This window comes from Gottfriedia endophytica, from assembly GCF_017814275.1.
GTDB classification, from domain to species: domain Bacteria; phylum Bacillota; class Bacilli; order Bacillales; family Bacillaceae_G; genus Gottfriedia; species Gottfriedia endophytica.
In genome coordinates this window covers 1-25,081 of the sequence record NZ_JAGIYQ010000007.1, presented here as the reverse complement: position 1 = coordinate 25,081, position 25,081 = coordinate 1, and the positions used below count along the sequence as shown (strand labels likewise).

Annotated in this window: 25 protein-coding genes and 1 pseudogene; 25 read left to right on the top strand and 1 reads right to left on the bottom strand. The window is 32.9% G+C overall.

Annotation, left to right across the window (positions count from 1 at the left end; translation table 11 throughout):
- Positions 1–265 precede the first annotated feature (265 nt).
- The 22 genes and pseudogenes from J5Y03_RS11640 to J5Y03_RS11535 all read left to right on the top strand — a co-directional run bounded on the left by J5Y03_RS11640 (position 266) and on the right by J5Y03_RS11535 (position 20,012).
- Positions 266–688, top strand: a complete 423-nt coding sequence (locus J5Y03_RS11640) for a MarR family winged helix-turn-helix transcriptional regulator (RefSeq protein WP_209405792.1) — start codon at positions 266–268, stop codon at positions 686–688.
- A gap of 120 nt (positions 689–808) precedes the next feature.
- Positions 809–1,624, top strand: a complete 816-nt coding sequence (locus J5Y03_RS11635; RefSeq protein ID WP_209405790.1) for an alpha/beta fold hydrolase — start codon at positions 809–811, stop codon at positions 1,622–1,624.
- Positions 1,625–1,664: 40 nt separating this feature from the next.
- Positions 1,665–2,585, top strand: coding sequence for an alpha/beta hydrolase (locus J5Y03_RS11630; protein ID WP_209405788.1), 921 nt, complete (start codon positions 1,665–1,667; stop codon positions 2,583–2,585).
- A gap of 393 nt (positions 2,586–2,978) precedes the next feature.
- Entirely contained in the window at positions 2,979–3,128 is a 150-nt protein-coding gene (locus tag J5Y03_RS20010) for an anti sigma factor C-terminal domain-containing protein (RefSeq protein WP_209406119.1), read from the top strand.
- Positions 3,129–3,483: 355 nt separating this feature from the next.
- Positions 3,484–4,032 carry a GNAT family N-acetyltransferase gene (locus tag J5Y03_RS11620; RefSeq protein ID WP_209405786.1) on the top strand — a complete coding sequence of 183 codons (549 nt, stop codon included), beginning with the start codon at positions 3,484–3,486 and terminating at the stop codon, positions 4,030–4,032.
- A gap of 118 nt (positions 4,033–4,150) precedes the next feature.
- Positions 4,151–4,666 carry a GrpB family protein gene (locus J5Y03_RS11615; protein WP_209405784.1) on the top strand — a complete coding sequence of 172 codons (516 nt, stop codon included), beginning with the start codon at positions 4,151–4,153 and terminating at the stop codon, positions 4,664–4,666.
- Between the two features lie 228 nt (positions 4,667–4,894).
- Positions 4,895–5,362 carry a DUF3291 domain-containing protein gene (locus J5Y03_RS11610; RefSeq protein WP_209405783.1) on the top strand — a complete coding sequence of 156 codons (468 nt, stop codon included), beginning with the start codon at positions 4,895–4,897 and terminating at the stop codon, positions 5,360–5,362.
- A 177-nt stretch (positions 5,363–5,539) separates the two neighbouring features.
- Positions 5,540–5,719 (top strand): hypothetical protein, encoded by a 180-nt coding sequence (locus J5Y03_RS11605; RefSeq protein WP_209405781.1) that lies wholly within the window; start codon positions 5,540–5,542, stop codon positions 5,717–5,719.
- Positions 5,720–5,845: 126 nt separating this feature from the next.
- A complete protein-coding gene (locus J5Y03_RS11600; protein WP_209405779.1) occupies positions 5,846–6,187 on the top strand; it encodes a hypothetical protein in 342 nt (113 codons plus the stop codon).
- Between the two features lie 258 nt (positions 6,188–6,445).
- Positions 6,446–7,645 (top strand): macrolide family glycosyltransferase, encoded by a 1,200-nt coding sequence (locus tag J5Y03_RS11595; RefSeq protein ID WP_209405777.1) that lies wholly within the window; start codon positions 6,446–6,448, stop codon positions 7,643–7,645.
- Positions 7,646–7,818: 173 nt separating this feature from the next.
- A complete protein-coding gene (locus J5Y03_RS11590; protein WP_209405775.1) occupies positions 7,819–8,169 on the top strand; it encodes a transposase in 351 nt (116 codons plus the stop codon).
- A 418-nt stretch (positions 8,170–8,587) separates the two neighbouring features.
- Positions 8,588–9,967: a DJ-1/PfpI family protein gene (locus J5Y03_RS11585; RefSeq protein WP_209405773.1), complete on the top strand. Its 1,380-nt coding sequence runs from the start codon at positions 8,588–8,590 to the stop codon at positions 9,965–9,967.
- 274 nt (positions 9,968–10,241) lie between these two features.
- A pseudogene (locus tag J5Y03_RS11580) lies at positions 10,242–11,275 on the top strand (S66 family peptidase).
- A 270-nt stretch (positions 11,276–11,545) separates the two neighbouring features.
- The gene (locus J5Y03_RS11575; protein WP_209405771.1) at positions 11,546–11,752 is read left to right on the top strand and encodes a hypothetical protein; all 207 of its coding nucleotides are present in this window, start codon (positions 11,546–11,548) and stop codon (positions 11,750–11,752) included.
- A 175-nt stretch (positions 11,753–11,927) separates the two neighbouring features.
- Complete coding sequence (locus tag J5Y03_RS11570) at positions 11,928–12,356, top strand: hypothetical protein (RefSeq protein WP_209405769.1); 429 nt, start codon at positions 11,928–11,930, stop codon at positions 12,354–12,356.
- A gap of 337 nt (positions 12,357–12,693) precedes the next feature.
- Positions 12,694–13,413: a sigma-70 family RNA polymerase sigma factor gene (locus tag J5Y03_RS11565; RefSeq protein WP_209405767.1), complete on the top strand. Its 720-nt coding sequence runs from the start codon at positions 12,694–12,696 to the stop codon at positions 13,411–13,413.
- A 30-nt stretch (positions 13,414–13,443) separates the two neighbouring features.
- Positions 13,444–14,028 (top strand): ATP-dependent Clp endopeptidase proteolytic subunit ClpP, encoded by a 585-nt coding sequence (clpP, locus tag J5Y03_RS11560; protein WP_209405765.1) that lies wholly within the window; start codon positions 13,444–13,446, stop codon positions 14,026–14,028.
- A gap of 501 nt (positions 14,029–14,529) precedes the next feature.
- Positions 14,530–14,763: a hypothetical protein gene (locus J5Y03_RS11555; RefSeq protein WP_209405763.1), complete on the top strand. Its 234-nt coding sequence runs from the start codon at positions 14,530–14,532 to the stop codon at positions 14,761–14,763.
- Between the two features lie 378 nt (positions 14,764–15,141).
- A complete protein-coding gene (locus tag J5Y03_RS11550) occupies positions 15,142–16,104 on the top strand; it encodes an NAD(P)H-dependent glycerol-3-phosphate dehydrogenase (protein WP_209405761.1) in 963 nt (320 codons plus the stop codon).
- 86 nt (positions 16,105–16,190) lie between these two features.
- Positions 16,191–16,448, top strand: a complete 258-nt coding sequence (locus J5Y03_RS11545) for a hypothetical protein (protein ID WP_209405759.1) — start codon at positions 16,191–16,193, stop codon at positions 16,446–16,448.
- Between the two features lie 149 nt (positions 16,449–16,597).
- Positions 16,598–17,143, top strand: a complete 546-nt coding sequence (locus J5Y03_RS11540) for a nucleotidyltransferase domain-containing protein (protein ID WP_209405757.1) — start codon at positions 16,598–16,600, stop codon at positions 17,141–17,143.
- A gap of 910 nt (positions 17,144–18,053) precedes the next feature.
- Positions 18,054–20,012 (top strand): fructose-1,6-bisphosphatase, encoded by a 1,959-nt coding sequence (locus tag J5Y03_RS11535; protein ID WP_209405755.1) that lies wholly within the window; start codon positions 18,054–18,056, stop codon positions 20,010–20,012.
- Between the two features lie 617 nt (positions 20,013–20,629).
- On the opposite strand, the gene J5Y03_RS11530 is transcribed toward J5Y03_RS11535, so the two are convergent.
- Positions 20,630–21,265 carry a YrrS family protein gene (locus J5Y03_RS11530; RefSeq protein ID WP_209405753.1) on the bottom strand — a complete coding sequence of 212 codons (636 nt, stop codon included), beginning with the start codon at positions 21,263–21,265 and terminating at the stop codon, positions 20,630–20,632.
- A gap of 765 nt (positions 21,266–22,030) precedes the next feature.
- On the opposite strand from J5Y03_RS11530, the gene J5Y03_RS11525 reads away from it, so the two are divergent.
- From J5Y03_RS11525 to J5Y03_RS11515, 3 genes are all read left to right on the top strand, one after another.
- Positions 22,031–22,726, top strand: coding sequence for a Dph6-related ATP pyrophosphatase (locus J5Y03_RS11525; RefSeq protein WP_209405751.1), 696 nt, complete (start codon positions 22,031–22,033; stop codon positions 22,724–22,726).
- Positions 22,727–23,566: 840 nt separating this feature from the next.
- Positions 23,567–24,058, top strand: coding sequence for a DinB family protein (locus J5Y03_RS11520; protein ID WP_209405749.1), 492 nt, complete (start codon positions 23,567–23,569; stop codon positions 24,056–24,058).
- A 212-nt stretch (positions 24,059–24,270) separates the two neighbouring features.
- Positions 24,271–24,711 carry a hypothetical protein gene (locus tag J5Y03_RS11515; RefSeq protein WP_209405747.1) on the top strand — a complete coding sequence of 147 codons (441 nt, stop codon included), beginning with the start codon at positions 24,271–24,273 and terminating at the stop codon, positions 24,709–24,711.
- Positions 24,712–25,081: the final 370 nt, after the last annotated feature.

Sequence of the window (25,081 nt, the reverse complement as noted above, 5' to 3'; positions counted from 1 at the left end):
TACTTTAGGAAAGTAAAATGACAAAGACCCTGCTCTATCGTTAAAAAAAGAGGAGAGCCAACTAAATAGTAAATTGTTCAACACTCAGGAGCTGAATGATTTGCTCCTATATTTTATTGCCGTACAATTTAATTGAATACAAAGTACATTTCTTTTTTTTGGAATTATTATACGCACAATAAGTAGTGGGGAATAGGAAATTAACTAGATACCTGAGATTAAGGTGCTACTTGAAATAGTAAATTAAATTTAATAAGATGAAGTTATGATAAAAAATAATGCAGCCGTAATGTTTAGTAAAATTAGAAATAAAGTAAATAATAAAATTGTTTTGGAACTAGAAAAGCATAATGTATGTGGTATTGTTCCTTCTCATGGAGATATTCTGTGGTCACTCTATCAAAAAAATGGGCTTCCTATCAAAACAATTGCTGAAAAAATCAATAAAACGCAGCCTACGGTCACGGTTCTTGTTAATAAATTAGAAAAGTTGGGATATGTAAAAAAAATCAAAGACGAGAAGGATAGTAGAGTTACATTGATTTTCTTAACTGAAAAAGGAGCGCAACTAGAATCAATATATATTGAAGTATCTGATCAAATAAATGAGATAATATATGGTGGCTTAACTAATGATCAAAAAGAACAACTAGAATTATATTTAGAAAAAATATATTCTCGTTTTTGAAATTTTTTTAAAATATATAGACATCTATGTATTTTTTGGTTAAATTTATAGATATCTAATTATCTATAAGATAGTTAAATGCATAGACATCTATATAATTGGTGATTTGGAGGTATAAGTATGAAGTGTTATTTAGATTCAATAACGGTTAATTATGAAGTCTTTGGATCAGGAACACCTATTTTGTTTATACATGGATTTTCTTGTGATAGTCGGTTAATGATTGGATGTATGGAACCTATATTCACTAAAAGAGACGGGTATAAAAGGATCTATTTAGACCTACCGGGAATGGGAAAAACGAATGGAAGCAAAACAATTAACAGTTCTGATGATATGTTGCGTATAGTTATTGACTTTATTGATACGATTATATCTGATCAATCGTTCTTGTTAGTTGGTGAATCCTATGGAGGGTACTTATCTAGAGGAGTCATTGCTAAAAGAAAAGAAAAAGTAGATGGAGTGGCTTTTATTTGTCCAATGATAGTTCCGGAAATGGAGAAAAGGTCATTACCAGAGCATTTCGTTGTAGTTGAAGATAAAGAATTCATTATTCAGTTAAGTGAAGATGAGAAGACAGACTTCCGTTCAAATAATGTTGTATTAGATAAGAATACTTGGATTCGCTATAAAAACGAGGTGGTAAGTGGGTGTTCAATTGCAGATCAGCGCTTCTTATCCAAAATAAAGAAAAGTTACGGTTTCACATTTGATGTAGATACAATAACGTTTGAATCTCCGAGTATCTTTCTTTTAGGATTACAAGATTCGATCGTTGGATATAAAGATGCTTTTAAAATACTAGAAAATTTCCCACGTGCAACTTTTTCAGTATTAGATAAAGCTGGACACAATCTACAAATTGAGCAAGAGGTTTTATTCAACACACTTATTAATGAGTGGTTGGATAGACTGTTAGAAGTAAAAGGATAAACAACAATGTTTTTAGTAAAAAATAGAAGGGGAATCATGAATGACACATTTAAACAATCTAGAACCTGGTATTCGTAAATTGGTGGAACAGTTTATAGAAGCTGGGAGACCGTCAGCAAGGCAACAAAGCATTCAGGATCGTCGACTTGGATATTTGAGTACAATTGACCTTGCCGGAGAGGCTGTCCACGTATGGGATATTTTTGATCAGACGATTAATGGCTTAGCTCTACGTATATATAAACCATTGGATAAAATTAACCTTCCGATTTTGATTTATTATCATGGAGGCTGCTTTGTAAGTGGTGATTTCGACACCCACGATCGCCAATTGAGAATGTTGGCTAATTTGGGATGTTGTCTGGTAGTTGCCGTTGATTACCGCTTGGCACCAGAACATGTTTATCCTGCTGCACATGACGATGCGATCAAAGCTGCCTACATCACACGTCAATATGCCTCGACTTGGGGTGGGAATCAGGATGACATTACACTCGCAGGCGACAGCGCAGGTGGGCATCTTGCCCTAGTTACTTGTCTTCGTCTCAAGGCCCAAGAGCAATGGATGCCGAAGCGTCAAATTCTCATTTATCCGATGCTTGATGCGACAGCTTCGAGCGACAGTTACAAAAGATTTGGTGATGATTATGTGATTACACGAGATGCACTTTTAAGTGGTTTTGAGGCTTATTTATCTAATATATCTCCGTATCACCCAGAAGCTAGTCCATTATTCAGGAATGATCTCAAAGGACTTCCAGAAACCCATATATTAACTGCTGAATTTGATGCTCTTGTCGACGAGGGTGAAACTTTATACCGTCGTTTGTTGGAATCTGGTGTAGAGGCACAATGCCGAAGATATCTTGGGGTGAATCACGGATTCTTTCAGCTTGCAGGCATCAGCTCAGTAGCCAAAAAGGCAATTGAGGATGTCGCATCCATTGTATCTAATGTATAGGATAGAGGAAAAGATTTAAGTGAATTGTATATAACTACTGCAAGGACGGGGTTGAACGAAGAACAACTTATAAATTACCCTTTTTCAGCAGGGCTTTTTAAGATTATAACGGATGAGAAGGGGAGTCCATCTAATGAAACCAGTCTGGCTATAGTAGATACAGGTATACGGGATCATATTAACTCAGGTACGTTAGGTTTTCCATATTACGAGTAACATCTACGTGAAAAACGTTAATGTTGTATCTGTCCAAGGGGAAGGTCAAAGTCTTGAAGAATATGGTGATGGGAAAAAAGAAACAAAGAGTTTTTAGACGTATTAGATCTAATGAACTCAAACTAAATGGTTTCTCGAAATTTCACTACTATATCGAAAAAGGAATTTTAAAAAAATATTACTTATATTCATAAAAATGATGTAAGAATTTACGAGGTTGTTGTAACAGGGCCAACAAAAGAATTACTGAAATTACAGAATGAAAAGTGGGTAGGAAAGACAAGTTTTGGTGAGGTTGGTTTTTGGAATTGGAATAATTCGAAATGATTATGAGAGAGAAGATGATGTATGTATCTCTTCCAATGCAAAAGGAAGGAATATAGGGTTAATGATAAAGGATGGGAAGCAAAACGATATCCATAAATTAAATCTAAACAGTGATTTTTCTATCTTGTCTTATTGAAAAATGAATCGCTATCAGTGCCGTCAAATTGACGGCATTTTCTTATGTTACGAAATTTCAGTTTAATTGAATATGTATAAAGAAATTTTTCCGAATAAATGTAGGATTGTTAAATAAATTTGTAGAAAATATTTAATATGCACTTTATTTAGACGTATTAAGTAAAAAGAAACGCTTAAGAATAGTAATTTTTAATGCATATAAAAAGGAGAAATTTTTATGTTTACTTATGAAATCGATGAAAACTTAAAATTAAAGATGCTGTCTTTACAAGATGCAGAGGAATTTTTTGAATTGACGATTGAATCAATGGACCATTTAAAAAAATGGTTACCACTGATTGCATATAATACAAAAATTGAAGATACGGAGAATTTTATCAAATCGACTATGAAACAATTTGCTGAGAATAATGGGTTTCAAGCCGGAATATGGTCAAACGGGAAACTTGCTGGAGTTATAGGCTTTCATAAAATTGATTGGCGAAACAAAACGACCAGTATTGGCTACTGGTTAGGGAAAGGATTTGAAGGGTCAGGGTTAATGATAAAAGCATGTAAAGCATTTGTTAACTATGCAATTAAAGATTTGGGATTAAATCGAGTTGAGATACGCGTAGCAATAGAAAATACGAAAAGTCGAGCTATTCCTGAGAGGCTTGGATTTCTACAAGAAGGTCGGATTAGAAAAGCTGAGTGGCTCTATGATCATTATGTAGATCACTACCTATATGGTATGTTAGCAGAAGATTGGGATCAAAAAGAATAATTTATTAAGAACATATTTAGTTATATTAATAGTGGAATAAATAACTATTTTAATCTAGAACTAAAGCATGTATTAGCTGAAGAACATGAGTTTAAGAGGAATAACTAGGGGGAACTAGATGGATGGAAAAGTAATTATTGAGGATTACACTAAGCAATGGGTTTTGGATTATAAACAAGAAGAAATTAGGATTAAAAAAGTTTTAGGTAAAAAATTAATTCAAATTGAACATATTGGTAGTACTTCTATTGAGAATTTAGGATCAAAATCGATTATTGATATAATGTGCGGAGTTAAAGATTTAAGTGAAATCAATGGTTTTATAAGCTCTTTTGAAGATATTGGATATGAATTCGTCTGGCACCAAGAATTCCCTGAAAGGCGTTTCTTTAGGAAAGGTAAATATAGAGCAGGAACACACCATCTTCATATCCATCAATATAATAGTGTTTTTTGGAAAAATAATATTTTATTTAGAGATTATTTGAGGAGTAATCTTGTAATTCTCAACGAGTATTTTCAATTAAAAAGAGAATTAGCTGAAAAATATCCATTCGATAGAGTTGCATATACGAATGGAAAAAATGATTTTATAAATTCGGTTATTAAAAAGGCAAGGGAAGAAATGATTTAATAGGAACATTAATTTCTTATTTACCATACGCAAGCATTAATTTAATAGCAGGGAGTAATGCTTTTTAAGTGAATAAAAGTAATGTTGAGATTTATCATTACTCGATCACTTCAAATAAATACACAAAGTTATTAAATATCATATAACGTTAGTTGACAAAGATTTGTTATGAGGTCCCATCTTACTTGAATATATATAAGTAAAAAAACTGTATATGGAGGGCTGTTTATGGCTATAGTTTCAATCTATACTGTTGGTAGGCTAAATCACCCATATGACCACCCTGATTCTCGTGATTTTTTTAAAGTTGGAAATGAAGTATATCGTCAAGCAACCAAAACAGGACAACTTATAGAGGGGTTTTCACCTGAGGGAGTCCCTTTCCCAGAAGAAGCTATAAAAGGGGATGGTTACCCTATTCTTACACTTACAGTATGGAAAAGTCTTCAATCTTTATATCGTTTTACCTATTCAGGTAAGCATAGGGAAGCGTTGAGAGATAGGAGTAAATGGATGGAGCATTATGAAGGGAAACATCAGTCATATGTAGTGTGGTGGACAGAACAGCTGAAAGATGTCTCATGGGATGAGGCTTTCAAGAGATACGAATATTATATTCAAAATGGATCAACACCTTTTGCGTTTGATTTTAAGCACGCATTTGATGAAAAAGGGGAGTCGTACTTGGTTAAGTAGCGGGTGGTCTCTTGATTAATTGTCACATAATCCATTTTCCATAAAGATGACGTTAATCTAAGTAGGATTGACGGTCTTTTTTTGTTTACATATAAAGTTTAATGGAAGATTAGTAGAACAAGGATTTTATTAATAAAGATAGTAATATATATAATGGTGTGAACAGGAGGTGTTACCATGTCTGGTATTACTGGAGTCTTACTAGGTACGTTATTACTATGTGTTTTTGATTATATGTGGTTTCGTGAAGAAAGCAAAAGGTGGCAGTGGTTTACCAAAAAAACTAGAATGCAAAAACTTGGTTTACTTATTACAGTTTTTATAGCGTTTTTCATACTTAACTATGTATTTTACTAATAATGCCTTCTTCAACGCATGTGTTAGTTGATAAAAATCGTGAAGGACTTTCTAAATATAAAAAAGGTGATTATAAGTGGTTATGCTTTATTATCATCAAAAATTTAAATTGAAAAGAGGCATTATATGAGGTCTAAACATCATTACATTTTTAATTTGCTTAATACTTTGATCCTCTCAGGTGCATTAATGTGGTGTGCAAATTTACTCTCTGATTCCATTCGACATAAAGAAAAAAGTAACGATTTATTGTCACAAAAAGAACTATTAAACTATCTATCAATATCAGAAAAAGAACTTAATAATATTATAGAAGATGATAAATATGAAAAAGCTAAATTAATAGGAAATGGTTCATGGGAAACATATCGTTTTTTACCTTATGCTGAAGTTGGAGATCAAAAAATATTTATTAAAAGTGAAATAAAAAAATGGTTGCAATTTCAATCTGTTAAAGAGCCAAAATAGGACAGATAGATTTTGTTTTTCTCCATCTGGCAGTTAAAAAAAGATAAAGAACTGTTAGATTATCAATAATTAGTAAAAAAATTTACAGCTCCAGGATTGTGAGGAGTTTCTATGAACTGGACGGATTAGTGAAAAATGATACTTGATTGCACTTGCTAAAAGAACCCACGGTACTTTAACATTATTAAGCATTGATATGGGATAGTGATCCTTACTCTTACAAAATCTAGACAACATCTTACCTAAGGAGTGGTAGAATTGGCACGTGTTTTATTTATTAATGCAGGATCAGAAGGTCATATCAATCCAACGATTGGAGTTGTGCAAGAGCTTATTTCACGTGGAGAAGAGGTAGTTTATTTTACAATAGAAGCTTTTCGAAAGCGTATTGAGAAAACGGGAGCTACTGTACGAACAATTGACGGTCAAAAATTTATAAAAGCCTTTATTTCAGGTGGAAGAAATCATTTACTTGAAAGAGTAAACGGTCTTTTACATACGGCAGATATCGTCATACCTGATGTTCTTGAACAGATTAAAGGAGAGCATTTTGATTACATCATCCACGATTCTATGTTTGGTTGTGGACGTTTGCTTGCCCAAATCCTTAAGCTTCCCGCTATTAATTCGTGTACATCTTTTGCGCAGAATAAAATATCATTCGATAGAACATTAGAACATCTTTCACAAAATGTCCCAACAGAAATTATTAAAAGGATAAATGATGATTTTCAAAACCTGACAACAAAAATCAAAGAAAAATATAATGTTGAAATTAGTTCTCCTTATGAAGTTTTTTGCAACCCTGCACCACTTACAATCGTTTATACAACTAGGGAGTTCCAACCATTTGGAGAAGCATTTGATAAAACATATAAATTTGTAGGTCCATCAATCTCATTACGATTAACGAAAAGCTTCGACCTTAATGAAATCAATGGAAAAAGTCCAATTTACATTTCACTGGGTACGATCCTTAATCAAGCAATTGATTTCTATAAGCTTTGTATTAAGGCATTTGAGAACACTGATCATACCATTGTCATGTCTATTGGGCAACAAACCCAACTAGGTGAATTGGGAGAGATCCCCAAAAACTTCATTGTAAAAAATTATGTTCCACAAACCGAAGTGCTAAAATACACCAAATTATTTATCACACATGGTGGAATGAACAGTACCAACGAAGCTCTCTATTACGGGGTTCCGCTAATTGTACTTCCGTTAAGTGCGGACCAGCCGATAATTGCGGGGCAAGTTGTTAAAATAGGAGCAGGTATTCAATTACAAATGCAAAGTTTGACGGCAAATCAATTAAGTGAAGCTGCAGATCATGTATTAAAAGACCCATCCTTCAATAAAGCTGTTGCAAATATTAAAGAATCCTTTCAAAAATCAGGTGGATATCACCAATCTGTTGATGAGATTTTCAAATTTAAAAGTCAATATGAAATCTAAATATAAAAATTGCTAAGCTACTTTTAATGGTGGCTATTTTTTATTGGAGGAATGGCAGAATAGTTTAATAGTATATTATTTTTTGATGAATATTACTATTTTACAATTAAGCAAATAGTTATAAGAAGGTATAATAATTTCAGAAATTAAGTCTAAAAAAGGGGAAATATATTTTGAATAGCGATTTATTTATTAAAAGTTTGTATCAATCATTAATTAAAGAAGATGGTGAAATTTATCAAGACTTATTTTTAAATACAGAAATCAATGAAGTTATAGATTCTTACTGGAAAGATGCGTTAAAAATGTTTTCGGAACTTAGTGTTGAAAATAAAGAGGTTCTTTTTAAAATAATTGAGCAAGTAAAAGTCGAATCAATTGCAAATGTTTTAGGTGTTTTGGATGGAGTAGTTTCATTGCAAGGTCAAGACATTGACATAAATATGACAATTGAAGGTTCCGATGAAAAAGTAAATGGAGACCTACAAGATTTATTCTTTGAAACCGATGAAGAAAATAGGTAAGTTATGTAACTTTCGCATGCGACAATTGTATTATAAATACAATTAAATATGCTTTATATAAATACTTGTTTAGATGTATAGTAATTGTTCGTTTTAGCAGTCTTTATTGATTGTTCAAGTTAAGGTCTATTTCTTTTAACTTGATATCAGTTATTAATGTAAGCAGAGACTATTTCAGTCTCTGTTTTTTTGTGGTCTGAAACTAGCTAAGTCTAAAGTCTGAAATAAAAATCATTCTCTAGAACAATTATCAAAGCTTTAAAAAAAGATAATATGAAATCAAGGTGAAAAATACCCTTTGGGGGTACCACGAAATTTTGCGGTAATTATCATTGTCAATCTAAGTAAAATGTAACATAAGGGTAGTCAATAACAAATAACCACATGTTGGTGGTAGGAAATTAGGGAGGAAAATAAAATGAAAAGGCTAGTAGTACGTTTCGTTGTTTATTTATTGAGTTTCGTTGTAATTGTGGGAGGGATCGGGTTCTATGGATTTATGCGTCATAAAAAAGATTTTTACTACAACGTCCGCCATGAGCCAGTTCCTTCATTACAAGGAGTGAAAGTCCCTCAGTATGACCCTCATAAACCAACTGTGGCAGTTGTAATGGCGGATTCATCAATAACAACTGAAGATTTCGATTTTCTCATGCCATACACACTGTTATCTATGACGGATGCCTACAATGTTTATGCTGTTGCACCAGATAAAAACATCAAGCCTTTATCGGGAGGTTTGGATGTTGTTCCACATTACTCTTATAAAGAACTAGATCAATTAATAGGTAAAAGTCCTGATATTGTCGTGGTCCCTTACATGCCAAACGTTGGTGGAAAAAAATATCAACCAACTCGTGAATGGATTCAGAAGCACTCTAATGCAAAAACCATCTTTTTAAGTATTTGTGGTGGTTCAATGAATCTTGCTGATGCAGGCTTATTAAAAGGAAAATCAGCCACTTCCCATTGGCAATTCATACCTTTTTTAAAGAAGCAATTTCCTGATACACTTTGGAAAGACGATATGAGGTATGTTCAAGAAGGTAACACCTTAACCACTGCTGGTCAAACTTCCGGTATCGATGGCGTGCTACATCTGATAGCTCAACAGTTAGGAGAGCCTATGGCAGCAAAAATTTCGAACGAAATCAATTATCCTTCTTATCACTTCGTTCAAAATCCAAAAGTGGATCATCCTTTTCACTGGGATATAAAATTTTTAACATATTGGCTAAATATTGGATTCCATTGGAATAAGACACAGATGGGGGTACTTCTGTATAATGGTATGGATGAATTAGCTTTGTCTTCTGTAATTGGTGTATATGGAGACACCGGAACGACACAAGTCTTGACCGTTTCTAGTTCGGATGCGCCAATAACTACGAAACATCATCTTAATATCGTGGCTAGGAATCAAATATCTAATACTCCAAAATTGGATAAAATGATCATACCAGGTGGCGACGCAAAATCCCTAGCTGAATCAGATATAAAACTTTGGAGTGAAAAGGGTAAAGCAAAAGAAACACTCCTGATTCATAGTGGTTCACCAAACAGATATGTATTCGAAGCACCATTGGAAGATTTAGCTAAACAAGAAGACCTTTTAACTGCCAAGCGTGCTGAAATACGACTTGAATATCGTGCAAATGGTATCCATCTTGAAGGAAAACCATATCCTCTTGGAACATACGTTAATTTACTTCTAACCATTTTACTAGCTTGGTTGGTAGCTTTCTGTATTGATAGACGATTCATTATGAAGAAACCAATTTTCAAATCGTATAAATAAGCCAGTTAATCACTACCGCTTTCGAGCGGTTTTTTTCATTTCTCTTCATTTAACGATTGATAACTAGAATCATAGTAAATTATCGATCCAGGGAGACCTGTAATTCAGTCAACTCCGCTATCTTGTCAGTTAGCCACCCACGAATGAGTGGGTTTCATGAATAACAGCAGGTAAATTTATAGTTGTTGTAGAAATTAAAGTCATAGACTATGTTCTTCAACTAAGTGGGGCGTATATACGTAGAAAATTGATTCATATTAGGGTGGGAGTTAATGTGTTAATAAAACCAAATAAATTGCAACCAGGAGATATTGTTGCGACAGTAAGTCCTTCATGGGGAGGGGCAGGTGATCCTGAACTTAGATGGCGTTATGAGCAAGGAGTAAAGAGGTTAGAAGAAATTTTCGGCCTTAAGGTAGTCCCAATGCCGAATAGTTTGAAAGGTGGAGACTACCTTTATAAGAATCCACAAGCTCGTGCAGAAGATTTGATGACGGCATTTAAAGATAAAAGTATTAAAGGAATCATTGCTAATATTGGTGGAGATGATAGTGTTCGCTTACTTCCATATATTGATTTTGATGTTATACGTGAAAATCCGAAAATTTTTATGGGTTACTCTGATGTGACGGTTTCACATTTTTTTTGCCATAAAGCAGGAATTTCTTCTTTTTACGGTCCAGCAATATTAACCGATTTTGCTGAAAACGTTGAGATGGATCCATATACAATTGAAATGGTGAATCGAACGCTCTTTACAAATGAGATTATTGGTAAAATTCAACCGGCCAAAGAATGGACGAGTGAACGTTTAGAATGGATAGAAGTGAACAAGAATAAACGGCGTACTATGAACCAGAACACAGGATATGAAATACTTCAAGGCTTAGATATCGTACAAGGACGTTTGATAGGAGGTTGTATTGAAGTACTGGAGTTCATAAAAGGAACAGAACTATGGCCTGAGGAAAAAAATATTGGGAAAATAGCATTCTTTTCTTTGAAACATCTGAAGAACAGCCAGAACCACATTATTTTAAGTATTGGTTACGAAATTATGCTACACAAGGTATCCTACAAAGAACAAAGGGGATCATTTTTGGTAAACCAAAAGACGAGAAATATTATGAAGAATATAAACATGAAATTCTGAAGGTTATGAAGGAATATAATTTAGAATATTTGCCAATTCTTTATAATTTGAATTTTGGTCATACCGAACCTAAGTTTATTTTGCCTTATGGTGTGCTAGCAGAAATAGATTGTAAGAAGGGGCAATTCTCGATTCTGGAAAGCGGAGTAAAATAGTTGAACGGTGTAATTGACTAAACCATTTTACGAAGTTTAATCTTCCGTAATCGGGTGCTTAAATTGAATAAGTATCATAGAAATGATCAACCATTTTTTAAAAGAAAAATCCAATAGAATTTATTAAGAGCATCATTTGAACATTTTTTTCAAAATATGCTCTCTCTTTTTGTTCGGTTCCAAAAACATAGATTTTTCATATTACCATACAACTAACGCATAGTTTAATTGTATAGTAGATTGCAGAAACCCATTTGTTAGAGGTGAATAATGAAGACCTATTTAATAAATAGATTGAAAAACTTATTATTTATCTTATCAGGTGCATTCATAGGTATTTTAATTGCATTTAGTTACTATAAAAACATAACGTTGAACCCAGATAAAATCCATTTATTAATTTCGGTGGGAATTGGAATTTTAATAGGCGAGTTTATCCATTTTGTAAGTTGGTTCTTAAGAAGAAATAAAAATTAATTCAGTTTACGCATGCATTAGTTAAAGATCACGAGTTACTTATGGTAGCTCATTTTTGTGTTCAATTGTTTGGCCACTCTATTTTGGGTGCTAACTGGCAGTGTACTTGTAGAAGGTTAATTAAAAAAAATAAAAGAATATTATTATCTATATACAAAGACAGGAGAAGACTTTGATGAACCAACCTACCACAGAAATGACGAAGAGCAAAGAAGAAATTTTGGGAAATATAAAAAAAACCTACCGAATTAAGCCAGTAACGGCAATTATCGTATTAATATTAACTGCATTTGCAATACTGTTGTTTTTTGGTGAGGTTATCCAATTCGTAAGGAAACTGACTTCAAATTTTGATGACGCTTTATTCGCTCTGTTCTTCGCATGGATTTTGGGATTTGGACTGTACGTAGTAATTTGGCGATTTTTTAACTCTCGAAAAATAAACAAAGAGCTTTTCCCAAAAATTGAGCAGTTTATTAGTAAAAGTGAAGAGAAAAGTTATGATGAAACTGAAACAGAAGTTAATGAAATGGTCAAAGTAGCATATAAGGATTACACAGTGAAATATAATAAAATGAAAAAAAATTACTGGAATTTTATTTAATTAAGATTTGTTTTGCTCATTATTACACTTGTTATTTCGCTTTTTCAATATAAGTTTTAGTGAGGGTTAGATAATACAATTTTTAGGATGCTATTCACCTAGTGCATGCGTTAGTAAAGAGAAGACCTCGAGGCACTATTGTAGCTCGCTTTTTTTGTATAGGTAGCTATTTTCCTAATTAAGGTAAGATGCATTAAAATAGAAAACGAAGGATAATTTTAGAAGAATTTTTTTATAAACTACATACATTAAATAAAAAAACTTTTTGACCCCGTATCTTTTTATACTGCTTGAAACGTTTATAGGTAAGAGAGTGTTAACAAAGGAGTGAACATGAATGTCTAGTAAGTTTAGCCTGCACAGCATAGAAAAGGGAAAACAGGATGAAAGGTCTGATGAATATTATTTGAACGAGTACTATCCTAAACTGCAGCGCTATTGTCATTTTCTTGCTCAAAATGAATGGGATGGTGACGATATTGCGCAGGAAGCCTTTTTTAAAGCAATAAAATACTACAATATTGAAAAGATGAACTCAGCTTTATTGAAGAAAATAGCTTACAATCATTGGATTGATACTTTACGGAAAAGAAAAGATGAAACAGTTCGTCCTGATATTGAACTTTCCCAATATGAAGGAAATAATCAAATTGCTGATAAAATCAATAGTGTAGAGCTTTTACTAAATCATTTTACTCCAAAACAAGCAGTTATCTTTTTTCTAAAAGAAGCGTTTCAATATCGAATTAAGGAAATTGCAGACATCTTAGGAACGACAGAAATGGCAATAAAATCCAGCGTGAATCGAGCAAAAAAGCGGCTAGAAAAAACCAACAAAGAAGAAGAATCCATTTCTGTAGAATATTTTTGGAATGAGGATGACCGAGAGCAGCTTGAGGAACTTTTTCATGTAGCTTTAGAAGTACAAGACCCTACTGTTCTTATTCAAGCTATTCCTTCTTTAGATAGTATCGCTGATGGACCTAAAATGTTGTTCTGTAACTTCCAGTCATGTCGATCTCAAACTCCTTCAAGCACTCTCTGTATGGTAGCATAGCCAATTAATGCTTTCAAGGAGGATTATTAAATGAGTACAATTCCTTATGTAATTGAACAATCTAATCGTGGTGAACGTTCGTATGATATTTATTCCCGTTTGTTAAAAGATCGGATTATTATAATTGGTGATGAAATAAATGATCAAATAGCTAACAGTGTTGTTGCCCAATTATTATTTTTGGCTGCAGATGATCCAGATAAAGAAATTTCTCTCTATATAAATAGCCCTGGTGGATCGACTTCAGCAGGATTTGCCATTTTTGATACAATGCAATACATTAAGCCCGATATTAGAACGATTTGTACCGGAATGGCAGCGTCCTTTGGTGCAATGCTTTTGCTGGCAGGAACGAAAGGGAAGCGATATGCGCTCCCAAACAGCGAAATCATGATCCATCAACCATTAGGAGGGGCAAGAGGCCAGGCAACTGAAATCGAAATATCTGCTCGCCGAATATTAAAATTACGTGAGCACATTAATCAAATCATTGCCGATCGAACAGGACAGCAGGTTGAAAAGGTTGCCAAGGATACAGATAGAGACTATTTCATGAGCGCAGAAGAAGCAAAAGAATACGGGATTATTGATGAGATTCTCTATCCTAAAAATTAACTTTATATATAATATTTTCAACAAAAAAAGGTTAGCAAAGCTAGCCTTTTTTTGCGAGCACAGCAACCCGATAAAGCGCATGAGTTAGTTGAAAAAGGAATAATGAGTAAGATTGCAGAATATACCAATAAACAACCTGGATAGATAATTTATTAAGACATTGTTGATATTTAAGTATGTATTAGTTGCTTTCCACTCCAGGATACTCGCTTTCCTTGGGGCGTGAGCTGAGCCTCCTCGTCGCATACGCTCCTGTGAGGTTTCAGCCTTCCCGCATCTCCCACAGAACCTCTGTACCCTTCCATTCCAATCAACTTCTGTCTTATAAATTACATAACCTAAAAGCAACAATCTAAAAAAAAGAGCCTGTTATATTTATTTTATTGTTTCAATAATTGTATTTTTTGGAGCAATTAAAGGTTCTTTAGAGAACTAATGAATGTTTTAGTTGAATTTTACTTTGGGAGCTAAATATTCAAGTGAAATTGGAGGAGAGTATAATTGAGTGAATCTGTAGCTGGAAAAATTATATTGTTTATCATATTAATTCCTTTATATGCTGTTTTAATATGGACTTTAATCGACCCAAGAGAAAGTTTATTATGGGGAAAAAGATGGATGTATAATGAAGAACCTGAACTTTCCGATGATTATATACGTTTTACCAAATTTATAACAGTATTTATTATAGTAATACTCACCATTTTTTCAATCATTGTCTTTTTCAAATATTGAAGACTTAGTAGAAAAAGAAAAGTTCATCACTGTATGAATAATTTGGAACAAAACGAACGATTCTTCTATAAAGACGACCTTTTATTTTCTTTTGAATTTACGCGCGCCAACTTTATATTAGAGAAACTAATAATTTGAAGAAATTATTGAGTTCGATAGTATAAATCCTGACTATGATTTTAATTTATAATACAACTAACGTATCCGTTATTGAAGATCTCGAGTCACTTTTGTGGCTTTTTTTATTTACGTAAATTGCAAAATAGTTAACTAATGAATATTAACGATAGGAAGGATATTTTGTAAAGCTAGTCGAATATAACCCTTGTCCTTATAAAAAAAAGAGAATAATAAAATTAAAAAAACGAGGGTGTAATTTTGAATATTTCAGTTTTAGGTTGTGGACGTTGGGGAACTTTTTTGGCTTGGTATGCTAATAAAATTGGACACAATGTTATGTTATGGGGGAGAGAAACCTCAAGGAATTTCATTGGATTAAAAGATACTAGAAGAAATGATTATCTTTCATTACCAGAAGATTTAGAGTTAACTAGTTCATTAGAAAATGCAGTGTCATTTACTGAAATAATAATTATTTCTATTAGTGCTCAAGAATTACGTTCATTTGCAAATCGATTAAGTTCATTAAATGAGATACAAGGTAAAACATTTATTTTATGTATGAAAGGATTAGAGTCTACTAGTGGAAAAAGACTTTCTCATGTATTTGGGGAAGAGGTTGGAAAAAATATAAATACAGCAGTATGGGTTGGACCTGGACACGTACAAGATTTCGTGAATAATATACCAAATTGCATGGTTATAGGTTCTGATAATATTGAAGTAACAAAGAAAATTGTACAAGAATTGAATAGTGATTTAATTAGGTTCTACTATGGGCAAGATCTTATCGGAAATGAGATTGGGGCTGCTGCAAAAAATGTTATGGGCTTAGCAGCAGGGATGTTAGATGGATTAAATTATAGTAGTTTAAAAGGTTCCCTTATGGCTAGAGGGACAAGGGAAATCTCTCGTCTAGTTAGAGCAATGGGAGGAAATGATGTAACGGTATATGGATTAAGCCATCTAGGAGACTTCGAAGCAACATTATTCTCGGAACATAGTCATAATAGAAAATTTGGGCAAGCGTTAGTTGAAGGAATTGAGTTTGGAAAATTAGCTGAAGGTGTTGCAACTATAAAGGCCTTAAGAAAATTATCCATTCAATATGATGTTCAACTCCCGATTTGTAATGCATTATTTGAAATAATATTTGAGAATAAAAATGCAGATGAAACACTAAAAAATTTATTTTTACGACCTGTGAAATTTGAATTTTAATAAAAATATGCCATATCATCTTATTCTAAACAAATGTTTCAGGGTCTTTATATTTTATTACTAGAAAGAAAGTTGGAGCAATTGAGATGTCATTTGATGACAAAGTTGGAAAATTATTTGAGAATAAATTCTTTTCGATAAGTATTGTGGTTAATATATTTGTTTTCCCATTAGCTTACTTTATAGGCTGTATGGGCACAGATGCTGCTGAAAACCAAGCGGAAGCGTGGGAAGGATTTCTATTTGGGTTTTTACTTTTACAAGGAATACCTTTATTGATGCTTATTACGAGTATTGGCATCTTAATAAAAGGAAAAATGAGTATTAGTAAAACAATCAAATGAAAGTTCTTACCGTTTTTATTTAAAGAAAGATGAAGACCATTTAGAGGATGAGCAATCATCGTCTATTTTACTAAGGGGCAGGTTAGTGAATAAAAATGTAGATATGCAAACTCTCTTATGAACTAAAGAATGATAGAAGGAGGTTTCAAATGACTCACCAAATCTTCGATGGACAAACTGAGTCACAATTAAAGGTATTGAAAGAAATAAGTACACTTTCTGAGGCAATTGGAATTGAATTCTGGTTACGCGGAGGATGGGCTATCGATTTTCTACTTGGCAAGATTACTCGTTCACACGACGATATCGATATAATAACGTGGATAAATAATCGGGAACAGTTAGAATATGAACTTTCAAAAGTTGGTTATGTGCAGACACCTGTTAAAGAAGAGTTTCGTTTAAGGCAGTCTGATTTTCTTAAAGATAATGTAGAAATCACATTTGGCTATATAACTCATTCCGAGGGTGGAAGCCTTATTATGAATGGATTACCTGAATGGAAATGGCGAGAAGATTCATTGTTATCTCAAAGCTATATGTTGCAAGGAATATCAGCTCAAGTCTTAAATCCAAAACAACTTTTAGAAGAAAAAGAAGTATATGAACGAATTGGTCGAATACCTCGATTAAAGGATGCAGAAAGCAAAAAGATACTTCGTCGTATAATTTCTGATTTAAATTTAATGGACTAGTGCTATTCTGTTTTGTGGTGTAGGACTTTCAATTTTATTAGCATTACTTAGTCAGAAAGGACGATTTAAATCAACCCTATAAGTTTGTATGGTTTAATAATTGTGTGATTTATTTCAATAGCAATGCTTTTAGATAGTTCTAGACTCTAATAATTAATTTAGTAAATGGGGAGAAATTCTTTCCAATTAATTTTGGATATGAAGTGAGTTGATAAGGCATTTCTTTTATTGGACTAAATTGAGTTTTTAGTAAAGGGTAAAAAATAGTTATGATAATAAAAAACACATATATTAGGAAACAACTAACAACTTGTTTGTTTAGCCTTTGCTTGAATATTAATGAGTCATATCATCTCTGTTAGGAGATAATATGGCTTTTTAATTTGTAAACACTTTGTCTATTTTTTTCGATGGAAGTTCTTCAACTGGGAAGGATAGTTGAATAAGAAATGCTAAAATATAGATATAATTAATGGGTGGAAGTAGGTATGAAATATTATAAATTACTTTTGAATGATAGCAATAAAAGTGACATTCTGTGTTATTGTGAAGATAGTTTGGGATTTGAACAATATCATCTTAAAGAAGGAAAGAAAATAAATTATTTAGCTAACGATTAGGGATGGTTTCTTGCTTCTTTTAAGTTGGAAAATATATTAAAAGAGTTGGATAAAAATGAAATTCAATACCTGCCTGCGACAGTAGTGAATAAATAAGATAACTCTTTATTAGAAGGATACACTGCAGTGAAACGATTTAAAAGGAGAGGCATCCTTAAATATATATATTTACTCTAAAAATGTAATATACTATTCTAAAATAGAATCGAGTTTTCTTTTATTATGTAAGTATTAAGACCAAACATCGAGAGAAAAACAAATGAAGAAATTATAAAGGAGATATCATAAAGTTGAACAAAAAATACTTAGATTTACTGGCTCATAAATATGATAGTGAAGAAAAAGTGGTAACTGAGATTATTAATCTTGAAGCCACCCTCAATCTGCCAAAGGGGACAGAGCATTTTGTCAGTGATTTACACGGGGAGTATCAAGCTTTTCAACATGTGTTAAGAAATGGTTCGGGTAGAGTAAACGAGAAAATAAGAGACCTATTTCAAGATGAACTATCTGACACAGAACTTAATGAGTTTGCGACGTTAGTTTACTATCCTGAAGAAAAATTAAAGTTAATTAGAGATAAGTGTGTCAATAAACAAGAATTACATCAATGGTACACAGAAACCATTGACCGTATGTTAAAGCTAATTTCTTATTCCTCTTCTAAATATACACGCTCAAAATTACATAAAGCATTGCCTCAACAGTTTGTTTATATAATAGAAGAGCTACTATACAAAACGGATGAATTCACAAATAAAAAACCATATTATTCAAAAATAGTCCAGCAAATTATTTCTCTTGGTCAGGCAGACAAGCTAATTACAGGTCTGGCATATTCTACTCAGAGGTTGGTTGTTGACCATCTTCATGTCGTGGGTGATATATATGATCGCGGACCTGAACCTGATAAAATTATGGAGACTCTAATTAATTATCATTCTGTTGATATTCAATGGGGAAATCATGATGCCCTATGGATCGGTGCCTTTTCTGGATCAAAGGTTTGCCTAGCTAATATTATTCGTATCTGTGCCAGGTACGACAATTTAAATATTATTGAAGATGTGTATGGAATAAATCTTATACCACTTCTTAATCTTGCGGATAAGTACTATGAGGACAATCAAGCGTTTAGACCCAAGAGCAATTCGGATGAAAAAAAGTCTGATCATGAACTTTTGCAAATCACTAAAATTCATCAAGCGATTGCAATTATTCAGTTTAAGCTTGAAATGTCAATCATAAAGAGACGCCCGGATTTTAATATGTCAGAAAGGCTTTTGCTTGAAAAAATTAATTATGACAAAAATGAAATAACAATTAATGGGAAAACTTATCCATTAGAAAATACTTGCTTTGCAACCATTAATCCAGATAATCCTGGCGAATTATTAGAGGAAGAAGAGCAAGTTATGGACAGACTATTGTTTTTTGTCCAGCATTCGGAAAAGTTGGCCAGACATATGAATTTTCTTTTGAAGAAAGGCAGTCTTTATTTGAAATATAATGGAAACTTATTAATACATGGATGCATCCCAATTGATGAAGAAGGAAATATGGAAAAAATGGTAATTGAAAATCATACCTATGCAGGTCGTGATTTACTTGATATTTTTGAACATTATTTACGACATGCTTTTGAACATCCTGAGGAGACAGATGATCTCGCAACAGATATGGTCTGGTATTTATGGACAGGAGAATATTCATCATTATTTGGGAAAAGAGCAATGACGACCTTTGAAAGGTATTTCATTAAAGACAAAGAAACCCATAAAGAGATTAAGAACCCATACTACTATTTACGCGAAAAAGAGGAAATCTGCAGTAAAATTTTAGCAGAAATGAATCTTAATCCTAACGTAGGTCATATAATAAACGGACATACACCTGTTAAAGAAATAAAAGGAGAGAATCCAATTAAAGCAAACGGAAAGATGATTGTCATTGATGGAGGATTTTCCAAGGCTTATCAATCAACAACCGGTATTGCTGGATACACTTTATTATATAATTCCTACGGTATACAACTTGTCGCCCATGAAAAATTTAATTCAAAAAAAGATGTTCTACTAAAAGGGTCAGATGTTTTATCAGTAAAGAGATTGGTGGACAAAGAACTCGAGAGAAAAATTGTTCTAGAAACTAATGTGGGAGAGCTATTATTACAGGAAATATCTGTTTTAAAAAGTCTGTTGGAATATCGCTATATGAGTTTAGACCAATCATTACAATCTAATGATTAAAGACTTTATTTAAACATAGATGCTTAATGCTATGTTCTTTATTAAATCCTAGTTAAGCAGCTGCAAATATTGAATGTGGAAAGTCAATGCATTATCAATTTTAAACTTACTTTAGTAAGAAGATCATTTTATTGATGGTCTTCTTTTCTATTTTAGAGAAGAGTTTCGGAAACAATGGCCTTATTAAGCATATTCCGATTACTTTTAGCATAGGTCGTATTGTTAGCATTATTTGAAGGGGGGATTACTTTGCAATCATGGGAATTTACATGATAATGAGCGTAAGTATCTCAATCCTTTCAAGTATTATTTCAAATGAGATGTCTAAAATATTATAACCATCTCAAATTGGAGTTGGGATAGGCCTGTTTCAATTACTACAATTTTTTAGTGGGGCATTTGGAGTTGCGACGACAGCAAGTGCTCTTAATTGGCAGAAGAATTTATCACTAGCTCAGGCGTACAGTAATATTTATTGGGGACTAACAATCAATGTGGTTCTATCAATTGGTTGTGCGTAGTTAAAAGCTTATCCCAATGAATAGTTGAATTAAAATAGGCTGTCGAGTGTTTTCGACAGCCTGATGATGTACCTTAGGTATAACCTATTTACCTTATTATGAAGCAGGTTCAACTTTAGATGCTGTATAGCCTGAGCCATTCCATTGGAGATACACACGATATTTTTGCGAGCCTTTTGCTTTTGCTGATACAGTACCGACTGAGCCGCCTGGGGTGCTTTTATCGCTTCCTAAAAACCATACAGTCATATTGTTTTGGTCTATTCCAGTAGCAGAAGAGATTGACTGTAGCATCTCCTGCCAATCTTGAGAACTTGAATCATAGCTTGTAACATGCTTCATACCCGTTTGTTCCGGTGTTTCCGGTGCTATTGTTGAACTTGACTGCGAGCTACCCGATGAAAATGAGGATGAACTGCCTGCTGATGCTGAATCAGTATTCGTTTGATCATTTTGAGTTTGATCTTGGGACGATGAGCCCTCATTTGTTTGATTGTTTGTTGAACTATTATTTCCAGCGGGATTATCCTTCGTTATGTTGTGAACCGATTGTTTTTCGGCTGAGGATTGAACACTTTTTTTGGATGCTCCCTTGTTAAAAATCGAATACGAAACAAATGCAATAAGTATAAGAACGACAACAATTGATCCGTTTAAAATGAACTTGGTTTTTTTTCTTTTTGCTCTTGCCTTTGCACGAGAATTGCCTTGAAAATTATTCAGTCTAATCACTCTCCCAAACTGAGAATGTCAAAATTTTATCATGTGTTGTGAAAAACTTGAAGTATTTAATCACAAACTTAACCATTTCGTAATACAACTGATAAGTACCTTTTTCATTACCACTCACACTATTAAAAGTAACTAGTGCATATTTGAGTTGGTGATAAGAAAATTGCATTATTAATTACGAACTTTCTTATGTATGGTAAAATTGGAATATTCTTACTTTTATTCTGTTCTATTATCTCATAAACTAGTGAGGTTTAGCAAAATGAAAAGATTTTTTTAAATTTTCAGTATCACTTTATCTACCATATTATTAATTGTACTTTTATTTGTCATTGGTGTGGGTGTATTTATTCACGAAACTTTAGAGAAAAAAACTCATGAAAACTTACCTTTTTTTCATCAATAAAATGTTTCTGTCTACTAATTTTGAGGGCATGTAATTAAAGACAAGAAAGAGATGAACAAGATAAGTAATCTTATAGATGTATCAGGGGTATATTCGGATTTGACAAGTTATTGGCAATAAAGTGCGACGATAAGGAAGCGATTTTAGAAAGAAAAGAAACACCGCTATATATCTTTCAAAAATCTATTTTACATGAGTACACTCATTATATATTCAGTCGAATGGTAGAAGGTAAAAATCTGGTGTTTCAGCTTATCCATTATGGTTTCACGAAGGCATAGCTGAAATGGCAGTTAATAACTAACGAATGAGTTAGTTGCGTAAGGTAAGTAATAGAGAACATAAATCTGAAGAAGGAAGTGATCATCATCATTAAAAGAAAAGTAGCCGTATCTTTTAGCGGTAAGGACTCAACCTTGGCTTTGCATGATCTTTTACATACTGATGAATTTGAAGTAGTTTTGCTAATTGCAACAGTAACGGAAGGTTTGAATCGCACTAGTATTCATGGTGTTAGGGTAGAATTATTGGAGGCTCAGGCAAAATCTATTGGACTTCCACTGCGGAAAATATGGATTCCAGAAAGTTGTTCTAATCAAAAATATCAAGAGATAATGACTGAGGTAAATATAGAGTTAAAGGAGCAGGGGATTGAGGATATTGCCTTTGGTGATCTATTTCTTGAAGATGTGCGTAAATATCGAGAGGAAATGCTAAAACCATTAAATATAAATCCGATTTTTCCTCTGTGGGGAGAAAATACGACAGACGTTCTTAAACGGTTTTTATCACTAGGTTATAAAACCATTATTACCTGTGTGGATTTAACAAGATTAACAGAAGAATTTTCAGGTAAAGAAATAAATGATCAATTTATTGATGAACTTCCTTATGAGGTTGATCCTTGCGGTGAAAATGGGGAGTACCATTCATTTGTTTTTGATGGTCCTATTTTTAAAAAGCCAATTCAGTTTCATGTAGGAGAAAAGAAGCTGACAGCTGATGTTTATTCAGGAGAAACTAGATTTTGTTTTACAGACTTGGTTCAGCTTTAATTGTTGAGAAAGAAATATACTAGTAGAAAAGGATAAGAAGGAATACGTATGATTAAGTTTTCAAGGACGATGAATGGGTGTTAGATGTTTTCCTAGAACAAGATAACAATTTAGTTGTTCGTTATACTGGGTGAATGACTTATAAAGGTGGATGGTTTAATATTCCGTCTGATGTAATTATTTATATAAAAAGGGAGAAAATTTTATTGAAAATGAAAATACTAATATTCCCAAGAAAAAGGGAATTACTATAAGACAAAACCAGACATTTATCCAATTGTTTACGATTTTTATAAAAGAATCGACGTTAAAGATTAGAATTTTTTATAGTTTTATGCAGGCTGCTTTGGTAGCCTTTTTATTTTGCTCATTAGCAATTTGGTTAAATAAGTAAAGGACTTTTTGGAATTAAATGGAATATAATATTGGTAATTATATAAAAAATAATCGATTTGAAATAAAGAAATTTTCATATTAGAAGAAGGGGAATTAGTAGTGATATGGATTGCTGGAAGTACTATCTGTAATATAGTATTAGTAGCTATTTTAAACGCACTAGTTTTCGGCAAAAGTCCAACACAAGAGCAACTATCTGACCATCAATTACAATAGTTAGAGCGTGTAAGACATAGCTCATTTACTTCCAAAGGTGGGCTCTTAATAAAGTCTTAACTTTTTTATGAAAGAAATATGTTAGGAAAAGGTCTTCAGGAAATTGTGACTCATACGTTACGCACAGGTTATCGTTGATTAAGGATTGAGCTCCACAGATATAAAGGACATGAATATTTTGGCTGTTCTGTATTTTTTGGGAAATTACAAAAAAAGGAGGCTATACTAATGAGTAAAAAAGAAATCTTGCAAAATGGAATCAAGCAAGTTTTTTATGAAGAAGAATGGTACCCACCGATATCAGAAGCTTTAAAGAATCTTACCGTTGCACAAGCATGTTGGCAACCAGATGGAAAGGCCAGTAATACGATTTGGGAAAATGTAAACCATTTACTAATCTTTAAAGAGCGCTTACTTTCCCGCTTACATCAAGATGACACATTTGTAGCTCCACAAAATAATGATGAAACGTTTGTCCAAGGTGGACCTAATGATGATGATGCTTGGCAGCAAACAGTGAAGCGAACACTTCAAGTACATGATGCCTTACAATCTTCATTAACATCCCTTCAAGAAGCAGAACTGGATCATCAATGTCCTTCTCTACCAGTTTGGCAACAATATCTGAATATCCTTTTGCACGATGCTTATCATACAGGACAAATTGTACAACTTCGTAAACTCCAAGGTTCATGGCCAGCTCAGCGCCCATATTTATAAACGATGATTAAAATTGCTTAAGTTTCACAATGACATGTTTTTTGCAATACTCACTTACGCATGCGATTCTTCAATAGAAGATCGCTTTTTCTTATTCATCAGGGCAGTTTAGTTGAACAAGGATGAAATTAATTTATTACATAAAAGGATTTTTCACTTTATTATTTAATATCTATAAATTAGGACTTATATTGTAAGGAGTGCTTATAATTATGGATGAAAGAAAAAAAAGTCTTAAAACAAGTTTAATTTTAGGATTGGTAATTATTATTATTGTTTTGGCAATAGCTGTAAACTCCTTTACTAAAATTCAAAGTTCATATAACAAATTTATTGTTCATAAGACGAAAAAAGATTCAATCGTTACAAAATATTTAACCACAGATGAAATTAGACAACTTTTTTCTATACAAGATAGGCTTCGTTATAAATATTCTGTTGAGACGAAAACAAATTGGCTATATTGGGAAATTAGCGATGGAGCAAATACTGTACTTATAACGGATAATTATATGTCAAGACATCCTGAATACGATTCTGCAAAGATTAAATTTAAAGTAAATAAGTATACAGTTGATGGAAAAACAGTTGAATTTATGAGTAACAGTAAGATAATTCAAGTTCATTCAAAAGATGGCTGGAAAGATAAATAATTGCAGAGTAATTTAAAATTACTAATTGAACTAAAGCATACGATTGTTGTACAACAAATAGAAGCTGCGAAATTATAGGGGTTATCTCTACAGTACGTTAAAAATTTATGTAGAGAAGGAAAGGTAATATGATTTGTATTTTTGACAACTTTATTAGTAGTTAATTTTGGAAGAGTCCTAGTAATAACATCATATAATCCTATAGTTGAACAAAGTATAGGGGCTGATCATTCAGCTCCTATTTTTCTATGTGCGCCCAGCATGTGCATAATCTATAGGGTGTAAGTCCCGAGCCATGAAGGCAGTAGTAGTGGTTAGCTTAAGACAAGGGTGTCTGTGGTGACGCAGAATCTGAAGGAAGTCGGCGGCA

What these genes read in the sequence shown, in the direction of transcription:
- J5Y03_RS11640 (WP_209405792.1), top strand. Translation starts at nt 266, where the DNA reads ATGATAAAAAATAATGCAGCCGTAATGTTTAGTAAAATTAGAAATAAA.
- J5Y03_RS11635 (WP_209405790.1), top strand. Translation starts at nt 809, where the DNA reads ATGAAGTGTTATTTAGATTCAATAACGGTTAATTATGAAGTCTTTGGA.
- J5Y03_RS11630 (WP_209405788.1), top strand. Translation starts at nt 1,665, where the DNA reads ATGACACATTTAAACAATCTAGAACCTGGTATTCGTAAATTGGTGGAA.
- J5Y03_RS11620 (WP_209405786.1), top strand. Translation starts at nt 3,484, where the DNA reads ATGTTTACTTATGAAATCGATGAAAACTTAAAATTAAAGATGCTGTCT.
- J5Y03_RS11615 (WP_209405784.1), top strand. Translation starts at nt 4,151, where the DNA reads ATGGATGGAAAAGTAATTATTGAGGATTACACTAAGCAATGGGTTTTG.
- J5Y03_RS11610 (WP_209405783.1), top strand. Translation starts at nt 4,895, where the DNA reads ATGGCTATAGTTTCAATCTATACTGTTGGTAGGCTAAATCACCCATAT.
- J5Y03_RS11605 (WP_209405781.1), top strand. Translation starts at nt 5,540, where the DNA reads ATGTCTGGTATTACTGGAGTCTTACTAGGTACGTTATTACTATGTGTT.
- J5Y03_RS11600 (WP_209405779.1), top strand. Translation starts at nt 5,846, where the DNA reads ATGAGGTCTAAACATCATTACATTTTTAATTTGCTTAATACTTTGATC.
- J5Y03_RS11585 (WP_209405773.1), top strand. Translation starts at nt 8,588, where the DNA reads ATGAAAAGGCTAGTAGTACGTTTCGTTGTTTATTTATTGAGTTTCGTT.
- J5Y03_RS11575 (WP_209405771.1), top strand. Translation starts at nt 11,546, where the DNA reads ATGAAGACCTATTTAATAAATAGATTGAAAAACTTATTATTTATCTTA.
- J5Y03_RS11570 (WP_209405769.1), top strand. Translation starts at nt 11,928, where the DNA reads ATGAACCAACCTACCACAGAAATGACGAAGAGCAAAGAAGAAATTTTG.
- J5Y03_RS11565 (WP_209405767.1), top strand. Translation starts at nt 12,694, where the DNA reads ATGTCTAGTAAGTTTAGCCTGCACAGCATAGAAAAGGGAAAACAGGAT.
- clpP (WP_209405765.1), top strand. Translation starts at nt 13,444, where the DNA reads ATGAGTACAATTCCTTATGTAATTGAACAATCTAATCGTGGTGAACGT.
- J5Y03_RS11545 (WP_209405759.1), top strand. Translation starts at nt 16,191, where the DNA reads ATGTCATTTGATGACAAAGTTGGAAAATTATTTGAGAATAAATTCTTT.
- J5Y03_RS11540 (WP_209405757.1), top strand. Translation starts at nt 16,598, where the DNA reads ATGACTCACCAAATCTTCGATGGACAAACTGAGTCACAATTAAAGGTA.
- J5Y03_RS11520 (WP_209405749.1), top strand. Translation starts at nt 23,567, where the DNA reads ATGAGTAAAAAAGAAATCTTGCAAAATGGAATCAAGCAAGTTTTTTAT.
- J5Y03_RS11515 (WP_209405747.1), top strand. Translation starts at nt 24,271, where the DNA reads ATGGATGAAAGAAAAAAAAGTCTTAAAACAAGTTTAATTTTAGGATTG.